Annotated in this window: 9 protein-coding genes; 5 read left to right on the forward strand and 4 right to left on the reverse strand. The window is 61.8% G+C overall.

Features of this window, described 5'->3' with window-relative positions; translation table 11 throughout:
- Positions 1-140 precede the first annotated feature (140 nt).
- Positions 141-1013 carry an SAM-dependent methyltransferase gene (locus VIM12_RS01245; protein WP_331939785.1) on the forward strand — a complete coding sequence of 291 codons (873 nt, stop codon included), beginning with the start codon at positions 141-143 and terminating at the stop codon, positions 1011-1013.
- Between the two features lie 371 nt (positions 1014-1384).
- A complete protein-coding gene (locus VIM12_RS01250) occupies positions 1385-2842 on the forward strand; it encodes a sigma-54 dependent transcriptional regulator (protein ID WP_331939786.1) in 1458 nt (485 codons plus the stop codon).
- Positions 2843-2911: 69 nt separating this feature from the next.
- On the opposite strand, the gene VIM12_RS01255 is transcribed toward VIM12_RS01250, so the two are convergent.
- Complete coding sequence (locus VIM12_RS01255; protein WP_331939787.1) at positions 2912-3928, reverse strand: LysR family transcriptional regulator; 1017 nt, start codon at positions 3926-3928, stop codon at positions 2912-2914.
- 886 nt (positions 3929-4814) lie between these two features.
- Between VIM12_RS01255 and VIM12_RS01260 the strand changes: the two genes are divergently transcribed.
- The 3 genes from VIM12_RS01260 (at position 4815) to VIM12_RS01270 (ending at position 7993) form a co-directional block, all read left to right on the forward strand.
- On the forward strand, positions 4815-5732 hold the full coding sequence (locus tag VIM12_RS01260) for a LysR family transcriptional regulator (protein ID WP_331939788.1): 918 nt from the start codon (positions 4815-4817) through the stop codon (positions 5730-5732).
- Positions 5733-5793: 61 nt separating this feature from the next.
- Positions 5794-6570: a class II glutamine amidotransferase gene (locus VIM12_RS01265; protein WP_331939789.1), complete on the forward strand. Its 777-nt coding sequence runs from the start codon at positions 5794-5796 to the stop codon at positions 6568-6570.
- A 142-nt stretch (positions 6571-6712) separates the two neighbouring features.
- Complete coding sequence (locus VIM12_RS01270) at positions 6713-7993, forward strand: EAL and HDOD domain-containing protein (protein WP_331939790.1); 1281 nt, start codon at positions 6713-6715, stop codon at positions 7991-7993.
- Between the two features lie 27 nt (positions 7994-8020).
- Here the strand turns inward: VIM12_RS01270 and metH are convergent, their stop codons facing one another.
- From metH to def, 3 genes are all read right to left on the reverse strand, one after another.
- Positions 8021-11767, reverse strand: coding sequence for a methionine synthase (gene metH, locus VIM12_RS01275; RefSeq protein WP_331939791.1), 3747 nt, complete (start codon positions 11765-11767; stop codon positions 8021-8023).
- 271 nt (positions 11768-12038) lie between these two features.
- Complete coding sequence (gene fmt, locus VIM12_RS01280) at positions 12039-12998, reverse strand: methionyl-tRNA formyltransferase (protein WP_331939792.1); 960 nt, start codon at positions 12996-12998, stop codon at positions 12039-12041.
- A 67-nt stretch (positions 12999-13065) separates the two neighbouring features.
- Positions 13066-13602: a peptide deformylase gene (gene def, locus VIM12_RS01285; protein WP_331939793.1), complete on the reverse strand. Its 537-nt coding sequence runs from the start codon at positions 13600-13602 to the stop codon at positions 13066-13068.
- Positions 13603-13744 lie beyond the last annotated feature (142 nt).

Raw genomic sequence — 13744 nt, forward strand, 5'->3', positions numbered from 1 at the left:
CTCGCTGCGCGGGGGCATTTGCTGGAGTGTCAGATGGCGCAGTTTGACCTGGTTCGCGCAGCGGTCGTGACCGGATGGATCGGCATTCGTGCACATGTCGACGGCGCAGCCGCCGTTACGCAGGCGACCAGCAGGCGACAATGCAGCTTGGCCTGCGCGCGTACGATGCAGGCCGCCCGCCGTTTCCCTCCCGTTCTTGCAATGACGACTCGCGACGCGCCGGCACGACATGGCGAACGAGCGTCACGTGTGCCCCGGTGCGGTCGCCGGCAGTCTCTGCATGGGAATTGGCGCTCTATCGATTTTGCCGATGGTTTGTATCGTTTTCCCTGCCGCGCCTGATCATGTATGCCAATTCCCGCCCTGTAGCCAGCGCACAGACTGGCACGCATGAAAAGCTGGCCGAGATCGTCAGCAAGCATGCGAACACCGAGTTCCGCAAGCCCATCGCTCCCTACAACCGCGCGGCATTCGATGTTGCCGTGGTCGCCTGGCAAGATGCCGGGAGACCACCGCTGATACTGGATTCGGGCTGCGGTGTCGGCCTCTCGACGATGCGCCTCGCAACCCAGTTCCCGGACCACTTCGTACTCGGCGTCGACCAGTCGGCCCATCGGCTCGCGCGCAACACGTTCTGGCAGGGCGAGCCGCCATCCAATCACCTTTGTGTGCGGGCTGAGCTCGCCGATTTCTGGCGCCTGATGCATGACGCGGGAATACGACTGGCCCGCCACTACCTTCTCTATCCCAATCCCTGGCCGAAGATCGGCCAGTTGCAGCGCCGATGGCATGGGCATCCGGCCTTCCCCACGCTGCCTGCACTGGGCGGCAGATTCGAATGCCGCAGCAACTGGCGAATTTATATCGAGGAATGCGCGCTGGCACTGGGCGTGCTGGGCGTCGCCGCGGTATCCGTCGAACAGCATCTCGCGGCGACCCCGCTCACTCCTTTCGAACAGAAATACCGTGACTCCGGTCATGGCTTGTGGCGTTGTACAAGCACGTTTGCGTGACTGGCGAAAGGCGCTTTTTCCGTCTAAAAAACCCTTCTTGACGAAGCACAAACGGGTGCAGTGTAGGTGTGGCATCCCGTATTTATGGCATTGTTCGGGTAATTAAAAGACGGTAAGCTCGGCTCTTGTTCGGGCCTTTCAGTGGCTCGCCGCTATCAACCGACAGCCGTCGACAAACTCCGAAATCCTTCAGCGATGCAATGCGAATGCCGCAGGTACAGGACTTCACGGAGATTTTTCTCCCTTGCGGAGGATGGGCAGATCGCAGGAACGTTTCAGTCCAGGCACGGAAATTCTCTTCGGCATGCCGGTCCGTTTCGATTTGCACCTGCCATCGAACGACAGGCATCGACACGATAAGGTAACGACCAATGCTGTATGTCTCCGATTCCGCACCGATTGCCCAGCCCGTCCTGGTCTTGCGCCTTGCCAGCCGTAGCGGCCAGCATTGCAAGTACACGGAGACACTCAAGGAGCACGGCCTCAACCTCGTCGAATGCTTCACGCACGAGGCGGCGCAGAATGCAATGCAGAGTGGTTGCCGGGTTGGCCTCCTGATCGTCACGCAGGAGAACGACTTGGCGCATCTCGACAGCTTCGAACCCTTCGTCAGCAACAACCGGGTCTCGTGGGTCGGACTGGTTGCGCAGGAGCTGGTCTCCATGCCGCGCATGCGGGAGTTCATCGGCGAGCATCTCTTCAACTTCATCACCATCCCGGCGGACCTCGATCACATCGTCCTTACGCTGCGCCATGCGTGGGGCATGTCATTCATGCGCGACTTGCGCCAGTGCCATCAGGCGCTGCAACCGGCCGCTTCCGAGCCTGGATCAGACTTCACGATGGTGGGCAAGACGCCGCAGATGCAGCAATTGTTCAATCAGCTTGGCAAAGTCGCCCGCACCGATGCGTCGGTCCTCATCACCGGCCCCTCCGGCACAGGCAAGGAGCTCGCCGCACTCTCGATCCACCGTCAGTCGGCGCGCCGGAATGCTCCGTTCGTCGCCGTGAACTGCGGCGCCATCGCACCCCAGCTTTTCCAGTCCGAGCTGTTCGGCTATGAGAAGGGCGCGTTCACCGGCGCAAGCCAGCGCAAGATCGGACGCATCGAGGCGGCACAAGGAGGCACGCTGTTCCTCGATGAGATCGGCGACATGCCCTTCGACATGCAGGTCAACCTGCTGCGCTTCCTGCAGGAGAAGACCATTGAGCGTGTTGGCGGCACCGACACCATTGAGATCGACGTCAGGGTCATCGCGGCGACGCACGTCGATCTCGCGGAGGCCGTGCGCCACGGGCGCTTCCGTGAAGATCTCTACTACCGGATCAACGTCGTCTGCATCAACATGCCGCCGCTCGCCGATCGTGGCCAGGACATCGAGGACATTGCAAAGCACTACTTCACCCGCTTCGCCAGCACGCACAATCGAAGCCTGCGCGGCTTTTCCAAGGCCGCGATGAACGCGATGCTCAGCCACTCCTGGCCGGGCAATGTGCGCGAACTCGTTAATCGCGTGCAGCGTGCAACGGTGATGGCGGAGGGCCGGTTCATCCAGCCGGAAGACCTTGGCTTCGACCGAAGCAACAGCCACGCGCAACTGATGTCCCTTGAGGATGCGCGCGCTGCCGCTGAACGGACCATGATCAGGCGCGCCCTGTCCCAGTCGCGCAACCAGATATCACGCGCCGCCTCATTGCTCGGCGTGTCGCGGGTGACGCTCTATCGCCTCATCGAGAAGTACAACATCCGGCCCGACATGGTTGCACCGGGCCGCCCTCCTCTGTCCAATGCAAACAATGCTGCGCATGACCTGGAAGTGCACAAGTAAGCCATAGCACTGGCTCAGGTCACGCGTCGTCCCGGACGACCCGTGAAGGTGTCGTCCGCGGACCTGGTCTCAGAGCGGGGCACGAAGAGAGTGGAGTGACTCCTCGGAAGCCGGCTCTGTCGAAAGACTGCGAAGGACTTCGGCCAACCGGCATGCGGCCGGGGTAGCCGCCCAGGGGCGGCCATGTACGAGATACAGGTTTCCCTTGTGCGGCCGCTTGTCACCCAACGGCAATCGCACCAGGGCCCCCTTGTCCAGCCAGGATCGTGCGCGGTGCTCCGGCAGCCACGCATACCCGAGGCCTTCCGTCACCGCCTCCACGACGGTGTCCACGCTGCTCATCATCCAGCGACGCAACTGCTTCGGGCTACCCTGGACGCCACGCTCCCGCTCGTTCGAGTGGCCGATCCCGATCTGGACATGCTCCGCCAGGTCGGTTGCCGTCACATCCCTGCCCAATTGCAGCAACGGATGGGCGGCATGCACGACGGGCACGTACTCGATTTCGACCAATGGCTCACCGAGGAAGCCGAGCGGCACGCGCTCGCTGATGGCGAGGTCGACCGTGAGATCGCGAAGCACATCCTCGGTATGCAGCGTCGCCACTTCGCTTAGTTTCACATGCGTCGCGCCGCGACCAAGACGAGAGAAGCGGCTCAACGCCTGCATCAGCAACTGCGGCGGAAAGTTGTGGTCGACGACCAGCCGGACTTCCCCGCCCCATCCCTGTCCGAGATTCTTGGCAAAAGTCTCGAGTTCGATCGCCTCCTTGAGCACGTGGCGCGAGCGATCGAGCAGTGCGCGTCCTTCAGGCGTCAGCATCGCCTTCCGGCCTTCTATCCTCAGCAGCGCGGTGCCAAGCTGATCCTGCAGTTTCGATACGGTGTAGCTGATGGTGGATTGACTCAGATGAAGGCACTTGGCCGCTTCGGCAAAGCCGCCGCAGTCTATGACGGCATGGAAGATGCGCCATTGTTTAAGGCTGACGTACAAGTTGTGGATGTCGTAGGGGCGTGAGCGATAAGTCGCGCGCGGTGCCTGGAAGTGCGTCATTTTTTCGGCTGGCTGTTTTCCGGATAGCTTCATGGTTTCCTCTGGTATCAATGCAATGAGAATTGCGGCGACATCCTTCGCGACTGAGGCATGTTTGACGTTGGTGACGGAGATTGATCGAACTCCTGCACCAGGAATCGACGCAATGCAAGTCCCAAGCCCACCCCATAAGCGATTGATTAATAGAGGTTTCCTTGTTCAGAGCCGGAATTTCAGTCCAAACGTGTAACAGGACGAATGAGGCCTTTTCGGTCTCTTGGGAAAGCGTGCTGCCAGCGTGCAAGCGATCGGGTACCAATTGTCGGTGGTCGAACAACAATGACTCTGGTATCAATGCAACAAGGAGAGACGAGCCCCGCTTTGCCCCCACCGACAAGTTTTTGTACAACTTAATTTACAGTCCGCGACCGTCACAGCAACTCATATGTACAGAAAGCAAGAACATGGCGAGGTTGGCGAGGGGCAAAAAAAACCCGCCACGCCTGCACTTGCAGACAATGGCGGGAACCGGAGAGCGTCCGTGGCGCCTTCTAAACCCAAGGTGCCACGCAAGTTGTTTTGCCGGTGGCATTGCTTCACATCGGGCACCGGCGACGCTGCATGCATCGCAAGCCCCGTGCCACTCCGCAGCAGGACTGGCTTTCCGGACGCGGGTTCGCGGCGAGGCAGGCATTTACTTCCGTTTAGGTCCGGGAGTGTTGCACCGGTCATGCAAGGTTTCCGGACTGAGCAGAGACCACGCTTTTCACATTCCTTGGGAAGCCTTTCCCCTTCTACATCTGTTCCTGATTTGGAAGGAAAATCGACAGGTCCGGTTCTGTAAAGTACCTAAGCGCAAGCGACCAAAGCAGCACCGGCACTGCGATGCCACGGCCGTAGGCCGTAGAATATTCTTCTGACAGGAACAACAAGGAATGGAATGGACAGGCTTCAGTCGATGCGGGTCTTTGCAAAGGTGGTCGACCAAGGCAGTTTTGCCGGGGCAGCAAAAGCGCTTGAGATGTCGAATGCAGTGGTGACCAGGCTGGTCGCTGACCTCGAGGAACATCTCGGAACGCGCCTGTTGAACCGGACCACGCGACGGCTTTCGCTGACCGAGACCGGACACGCCTACCTTGAACGGGTTGTGCAGATCCTGCAGGAAATTGATGACGCAGAAGCGATAGCGTCGTCGCAGTCCACGAAACCGGCCGGCCTGTTGCGCATTTACTCCCACCTCGGCTTCGGCCAGCAGCAGCTGCCACAGTTGTTGCCCATGTACGCGGCACAGCAGCCCGAGGTAACACTCGACGTGACAATCTCGGATCGGACAATCGATCTTGTCGAAGAAAGAATCGACGTCGGCATCTTCATCGACTTCCAGAAGTTCGACGCCAGCATGATTGCGCGTCAGCTCGGCATTTCCGAGATCCTGCTGTGCGCTTCGCCGGAATATGTAGCGCGTCACGGCGCACCGCAGACGCTTGACGACATCGTCAAGCATGCCTGCCTGAATTTCTCCTACGAGCAGCTGCGCAACGCATGGCCGATGAAGGGAGACGACGGCACGACCATCAATGTGCCCATCAACAACAGGCTGATTTCGAACAACGGCGATTTCCTGCGTCGCTGCGCCATCGCAGGCATGGGCATCGCCATTCGCCCCTCGTTCTCGCTCGGCGATGACCTTGCCGCGGGGCGCTTGGTACGGCTTCTTCCCGGCCATAATCTCGGACAGCTGAGCGTGGTGATGGTGTATCCGAGCCGGCGCCTGCTCTCTGCGAAAGTACGCAGCTTCGTCGATTTCATGGTTTCGCATTTTCCGCAACCCGGAAGCGACCCATGGCTGGATGCGTGAGGGCCGGACGTCGGTCCGAACGTGCTATGTTCTCGTATCCCTGCGTCTCTCTGACCCGCATATGTGCCAGCTACTTGGAATGAATTGCAATGTCCCTACGGACATCGTCTTCAGTTTTACCGGTTTTTCCACGCGTGGCGGTCACACCGACACGCACAACGACGGCTGGGGGATAGCGTTTTTCGAAGGCGCAGGCGTACGCCACTTCGTCGACCATGAAGCGGCCACTGCTTCTCCTGTCGCCGACCTGATCAAGCGTTGGCCAATCAAGTCGAAGAACGTGATTGCCCACATACGCAAGGCCACGCAGGGCCGCGTCGCCCTGGAGAACTGCCATCCTTTCATGCGCGAGTTGTGGGGGCATTACTGGGTCTTTGCCCATAACGGCGATCTCAAGGGCTTCGTACCCGAACTCGACGGCACGTATCGGCCGGTTGGCAGCACCGACAGCGAGCTCGCCTTCTGCTACATCCTGCAGGAATTGCGGCGCCGGTTCGGTATTGCGGCGCCGCCGCTTCCCGCCTTGCATGAAGCCATGCGCGAGCTGACCGCGGCGGTAGCCCGTCACGGCACTTTCAACATGATGCTTTCCGACGGCAGCGCATTGTTCGCCCATTGCTCGACCAACCTGCACTACATCATCCGCCAGCATCCATTCGCCACCGCAGTCCTGTCCGACGAAGACATGAGCGTCGATTTCTCCGAGGTCACGACGCCGAATGACCGCGTCGCTGTCATCGTCACGACGCCGCTGACCAGCAACGAGCGCTGGACGCCGTTTCAGCCCGGCGAACTGAAGGTGTTCGTCGAAGGAGCGCCGGTGCAGGTGGGCAGTTGAGCCCTTACTGCGGCGCAGCATCGAAAATTTCCCTTCGGAAATAATATAAGGTAGAGTGGAAGGAACAGGCCTGCGCCGTGACGGACTGGCCGCTTGCAGATTCCCCTACCAACGGCCACAACGGAAAACAACCCAGGCTGCGATGATTGCTCCTTCCCCGCCCCAGTCCGGTGCCACGATCCCGCTTCGCGTGCGAGAGTTCTTCCTTGCGCGCCAGCCAATTCTGGATCGCAACCAGTCACTGGTGGCCTACGAGCTTCTGTTCCGCAGCACGGCATCCGGACCGGCCCGCTTTACCAGCGACCTTGCGGCAACGGCCTCGGTCATCGCGCATGCGTCGCAGCTCGGCATGGAGAAGGTGGTCGGCCATTCGATCGGTTTCCTGAATGCGGACGCGGCCGTGCTGATGAGCGACATATTCCAGTTCCTGCCCCGCGAAAAATTCGTGCTCGAGATCGTCGAGACAACCCGCGCCACGCCGGAAGTCCTGGCGAGGGTGCGTCAGCTCTCGGAGGAGGGATTCCGTTTCGCGCTGGACGACGTGATCACCGATAGCGAGGACGTACGCCAGCTTCTCCCCCTGGTGGAAACAGTGAAGCTGGACCTGCGCGACATGCCGTTGTCGGCGCTGCTCAAGCTGGTGGCCCGGTTCAAGCAGGAGAACAAGAAGCTGCTGGCGGAAAAGGTGGAAACGCGCGAACAGTTCGAGCTGTGCATGAAGCTGGGCTTCGACTACTTCCAGGGCTACTACTTTGCCAGACCGGCCATCCTCAGCGGCAAGAAGCTGTCCCCGTCGCAGATCGCCATCATGAACCTGATGTCGCTGATCAATACCGATGCCGACAACGCGGACATCGAAGGAGCGATCAAGAAGGACGTTGCCCTCTGCTTCAACCTGCTCAGACTGGTGAACACGCCGGCGATCGGCGTGCGCCGCCGGATCGACTCGGTCGCCCAGGCGCTGCTCGTTCTCGGCCGCATGCAATTGCAGCGATGGCTGCAGATCATGCTGTATGCCGAGCCGTGCAAGAAGGGCCAGGGCGTGACGCCGCTGCTGGCACTGGCCGCCACGCGGGGCAAGCTGCTGGAGCTGATTGCCTCGAAGGACGCGCCGCGCGAGCGCGCTGCCGCAGACACCGCCTTCACCGTCGGCATCATGTCACTGATGGACACCTTGTTCGGCATGCCGATGCAGGAGATCCTGGAACAGGTATGCGTGGTGGATTCCGTCAGTGACGCACTGCTGCATCGCCGCGGCCATTTCGGTGAAATGCTCACGCTGGTCGAGGGGCTGGAGCGCGTCGAGGAAGCGGGCGCGGCGCTGGGTGCGCTCATCGATCGCTTCGCGCTGTCGGGCGAAGACCTCAACGGGCTGCAGCTCGCGGCGTTCGAATGGAGCGACGCCGTCGCACACAGTGCCTGAGGGCCGGCACCCGCCCGTCGTCCTGTCCTAGGACAGATTTGGCGCCAGCCAGCGCTCCAGCTGTTCCTTGTCCACCCCGCGCCGCGCCGCCATGTCCGCCAGCTGGTCTTCACCGATCTTGCCGACGACGAAGTACTTGGACTCCGGATGGGCGAAGTAGAAACCGGAGACCGAGGCACCCGGATGCATCGCATACGATTCGGTGACCTGCATGCCGATCTCCTCGCACTGCAGCAGGCGGAACATGTCGGCCTTCACCGTGTGTTCGGGGCAGGCGGGGTATCCCGGCGCCGGACGGATGCCGCTGTACGCCTCCCTGATAAGGTCTGCGTTGGACAGTGACTCATCCGGCGCATAGCCCCACAAGTCCTTGCGCACGCGCTCATGTAGATGTTCGGCGAATGCTTCCGCCAGGCGGTCGGCGAGCGACTTCAGCATGATGCTGCTGTAGTCGTCGTGCGCATCCTCGAAGCGCTTCTCATGCTTCTCGATGCCGATGCCCGCGGTCACCGCAAACAGTCCGATGTAATCGGCGATTCCGGAGGACTTGGGCGCGATGAAATCGGCCAGGCACTGGTTGGGCCGGGCGACGCCGTCGATCACCGGCTTGGCGGTCTGTTGCCGAAGACCATAGTAGGTGAAGGCGACCCGGGTACGCGTCTCGTCGGTGTATATCTCGATATCGTCGTCGTTGACCGAATTGGCGGGCAGCAGCGCCACCACGCCATTGGCCGTGAGCCAGCGCCCCTCCACCAGCTTCTTCAGCATCGCGCGGCCTTCCTCGTAGACCCTGGTGGCCTGCTCGCCGACGACCTCGTCTTCAAGAATCGCGGGGAAAGGTCCGGCCAGGTCCCAGGTCTGGAAGAACGGGCCCCAGTCGATGTACTCGGCCAGGGCGGCCAGGTCGTAGTTCTTGAACACGCGCCTGCCGATGAACTTCGGCCGCGCCGGCGCATGGGCGAGCCGGGCCTTGTTGGCACGCGCGTCGGCGAGCGGAACCAGCGGCACGGCCTTCTTGTTGGCATGCTGGTCGCGGATGCGCTCGTAGTCGCTGGTGATATCGGCGATGTACTGGTCGCGTTGCTCCGGCGTGAGCAGCGACTGGGCAACCGATACCGAGCGCGAGGCGTCCGGCACGTAGACCACCGGTCCTTCGTAGTTCGGCGCGATCTTGACGGCGGTATGGGCGCGGCTGGTGGTGGCGCCGCCGATCAGCAGCGGGATCTTGAGCATCCGGAAGTGCGGATCGCGCTGCATCTCCTTGGCGACGTGCGCCATCTCCTCCAGCGAGGGCGTGATCAGGCCGGACAGGCCGATGATGTCGGCGTTCTCCGCCTTGGCCTTCGCGAGGATTTCGGAGCAGGGCACCATTACGCCCATGTTCACCACTTCGAAGTTGTTGCATTGAAGGACCACCGACACGATGTTCTTGCCGATGTCGTGCACATCGCCCTTGACCGTCGCGATCACGATCTTGCCCTTGGCCTTCGCCGCGATCCCGGTGCGTTCCTCCTCCAGGCGCTTCTCTTCCTCGATGAACGGAATCAGGTGCGCCACAGCCTGCTTCATCACGCGCGCGGACTTCACCACCTGCGGCAGGAACATCTTGCCCTGGCCGAACAGGTCGCCGACGATGTTCATTCCATCCATCAGCGGCCCTTCGATCACGTTGATCGGGCGCCCGCCCGCCTCAAGCGTCCTGACCCGCGCCTCCTCGGTATCCTCGACGATCCACTGCGTGATGCCGTGCACCAGCGCATGCGCCAGACGCTTCTCGACGGGCTCGTCACGCCATGCGAGGTTCTGCTCCTCCTTCTTGCCGCCGGCCTTCAGGGTGGCGGCAAACTCGATCATCCTCTCGGTGGCATCGGGACGGCGGTTCAGCACCACGTCCTCCACCCGTTCGCGCAGTTCCGGCGCGAGCTCGTCGTAGACGCCGACCATGCCGGCATTGACGATGCCCATCGTCAGCCCGGCCTTGATCGCGTGGTACAGGAAGACCGTATGGATCGCCTCCCGCGCCGGGTCGTTGCCGCGGAACGAGAAGCTGACGTTGGATACGCCGCCGCTGACCTTGGCATGCGGCAGGTTTTCGGTGATCCAGCGGGTCGCGTTGATGAAGTCGACCGCGTAGTTGTTGTGCTCTTCGATGCCGGTGGCAATGGCGAAGATGTTCGGATCGAAGATGATGTCCTCGGGCGGAAAACCGACCTTCTCCACCAGCAGGCGGTACGCCCGGGAGCAGATCTCGATCTTGCGCTCGAAGGTGTCGGCCTGCCCCGTCTCGTCGAAGGCCATCACGATGACGGCGGCGCCATAGCGCCGGCACAGGGATGCCTGCCGCAGGAACTCTTCCTCGCCCTCCTTCATCGAGATGGAGTTGACGACCGCCTTGCCCTGCACGCACTTGAGGCCGGCTTCGATCACCGACCATTTGGACAAGTCGATCATGATCGGCACGCGGGCGATATCCGGCTCGGAAGCGATCAGGTTCAGGAAGCGCGACATCGCGGCGACCGAGTCCAGCATCGCCTCGTCCATGTTGATATCGATGATCTGCGCGCCATTCTCGACCTGCTGGCGGGCGACCGACAGGGCCTCGTCGTACTGCTCGTTGAGGATCATCCGGGCGAAGGCCTTGGAGCCGGTCACGTTGGTACGCTCGCCCACGTTCACGAACAGCGAGTCCTCGTCGATAAAGAAGGGCTCCAGCCCCGACAGCTTCATGCGGTGGTCGGATTGCGCCGGAATGCGGGGCGGGATCCCGTGCAGGGTTTCGGCAATCGCGCGGATGTGATCGGGCGTCGTGCCGCAGCATCCGCCCGCGATGTTGACGAAGCCGCTCTGCGCAAAGTCCTTGAGCAGCGACGAGGTGACGTCGGGCGTTTCGTCGAAGCCGGTGTCGGCCATCGGATTGGGCAGGCCGGCGTTCGGATAGATGCAGACGAAGGTATCGGCAATCTTCGACAGCTCTTCCGCATACGGCCGCATCACCGCGGCGCCGAGCGCGCAGTTGAGTCCGATGGTCAGCGGCCGCGCGTGGCGCACAGAGTGCCAGAACGCGGGCACGGTCTGGCCGGACAGGATGCGTCCGGATGCATCCGTGACGGTGCCCGAGATCATCAGCGGCAGGCGGCGACCGGCCTCCTCAAAGAAGGTATCGATTGCGAACAGGGCCGCCTTGCAGTTGAGCGTGTCGAAAATGGTCTCGACCAGAAGCAGGTCGACGCCGCCCTCGACCAGGCCGCGCACCTGCTCCAGGTAGGCGGCTGCAAGCTGGTCGAAGCTCACATTGCGTGCGCCCGGGTCGTTCACGTCGGGCGAGATGGAGGCTGTCTTCGGCGTCGGTCCGAGCGCGCCGGCGACGAAACGCGGCCTGTCGGGCGTCGAATACTTGTCGCGCGCGGCGCAGGCCAGCCTTGCCGCCTGCACGTTCATCTCGTAGGCGAGATGCCCCATGCGGTAGTCTTCCTGCGCGATGCTGGTGGCGCCGAAGGTATTGGTCTCGATCAGGTCGGCGCCGGCCGCAAGGTACTTCTCGTGGATTTCCTGGATCACCTGCGGCTGCGTCAGCACCAGCAGGTCGTTGTTGCCCTTGATGAAGGTCTCCTTGCCCTCCACCGAGAAGTCGGCGAAACGCGCGCCGCGATAATCCTCTTCGCTCAGCTTGTACTGCTGGATCATGGTGCCCATGGCGCCATCCAGGATCAGGATGCGTTGGGACAGCAGATCGCGCAGCAGCGCTTCGGTTGAAGAAATGGCGTCACGTTTCATTTTTCTCTCGCAAACAAAAAACCCGGTCAGCAAAGCAGGACCGGGTTTGGATCTCCGCTTTAGCTGCATTTATTGGTGGGACTTCACCCTGGCGCCCGCAAGCTGGTTTTGACTTTTGCAATCAAATCGGCGCCCGAAAATTATACGTTAGATCAATGGCTTGGGTAAGCGGAAAAGCGCCGGCCCGCGGCCGGCGCGGCTGCCATCGATGCGCCGGTCGGAATGGCCGGACCGCCCGATTCGACGGCCGGGCCGCCGGCTTGCAAGTGGGCTAGGGCTGACAAAAAGTCGCGCCGCCCATCGGGAAACCCTTGAGGAATTCCGCCGCGGGCAGCCGCTTGCCGCCGGGTTTCTGCAATTCGAGGATTCGCAGTACGCCGCTGCCGGTCGCAACCAGGACGCCGTCCTCGGCGCTTGCCGCAATCACATCACCCGGATTTCTGCCGGCGGGACTATCCTGCACTTCGGCCTGCCACAGTTTCACAGGGACGCCGTTGCACAGGCCGTAGGCGCCGGGAAAAGGGTTGAATGCACGAATCTTGCGGACCAGCGACGCGGCGTCCAGCCGAAAATCGAGCGCCGCCTCTTCCTTGCTGATCTTCGCCGCGTAATTTGCCCCTTGCTCCGGCTGGGGAATCACTTCGAGTCCGGTCTCGTCCACGCGTCGCAGGGCGTCGACGATGAGCTTGCCGCCGAGAGTGGCAAGCCGGTCATGCAGGCTGCCGGTCGTATCGCCGGGCAGGATGGGCATGGACTCCGCAAGCAGCATGGGCCCGGTATCGAGCCCCTCTTCCATCTGCATGATGGTCACGCCGGTTTCCGCGTCGCCCGCCTCGATCGCCCGATGGATCGGCGCGGCGCCGCGCCAGCGCGGCAGCAGGGAGGCATGGATATTGATGCAGCCCAGGCGTGGGATAGCGAGCACGCTGCGCGGCAGGATCAGGCCGTAGGCTGCCACCACCATGACATCGTGTGGCGTGGCGCGCAGCAATGCATGCGCCTCTTCCGCCACGCGCGGATGCTTGCCGTCGAGCCGGAGGGAAACCGGCTGGGCCACCGGGATAGCGTGCGACTGCGCGTACTGCTTGACCGGCGAAGCCTGCAATTGCATGCCGCGCCCTGCGGGACGGTCGGGCTGGGTCAGCACCAGGGGGATCTCGAACCCGTTCTCGCGCAAGGCGGCAAGGGCGACCGCTGCGAATTCCGGCGTACCGGCGAAGATGACTTTCATTGTTCAGGCGATGTGCTGGCGCGGCGGCGCGGCCGCCCGCATGGTCGAGTGGCCGGGCCGCCGGCGCTCAGCGCGCTGCAACAGCCTTCTTCTTGTCGCGGATCATTTCCCGCTCTTCCTTCAACAGCTTGGTCTTGATGCGGTTGCGTTTCAGCGGTGACAGGTATTCGACGAACACCTTGCCCTTGAGGTGATCCATTTCATGCTGGATGCAGACAGCCAGCAAACCGTCCGCGTCGATCTCGAACGGTTTTCCATCCAGATCGAGCGCGCGCACCCGTACTTGCGACGGACGCTCCACGCCGTCATACACGCCGGGCACCGAGAGGCAGCCCTCTTCATAGACCTGCCTGTCGTCGCTGGCCCAGACGATTTCGGGATTGATAAACACCTGCAGCTGGTCGTGCGTGTCGGAGGTGTCGATGACGATGAGCTGCTCGTGCACATCGACCTGCGTCGCAGCGAGGCCGACGCCTGGCGCGGCGTACATGGTCTCGGCCATGTCGGCCGCCAGCTTCTTCAGGCGGTCGTCGAAAACGGTGACCGGCTTGGCAACCTTGTGGAGACGAGTGTCGGGGTAACGCAGAATATTCAGTAGGGACATCGGCTTTTGTGCAACAACACCCGTTCATTGGCGTGTCGCTTCTCTTGCTAGTTCAAGGATTTATGTGCAGAATTTGATTCACTTTGACAAGTGTTGCCGGGCAACTGTTTGCATGAATACAACATGCAGTGGTACGAACAAG

The sequence above is a fragment of the Noviherbaspirillum sp. genome (assembly GCF_036563305.1).
Lineage (GTDB): Bacteria > Pseudomonadota > Gammaproteobacteria > Burkholderiales > Burkholderiaceae_D > Noviherbaspirillum.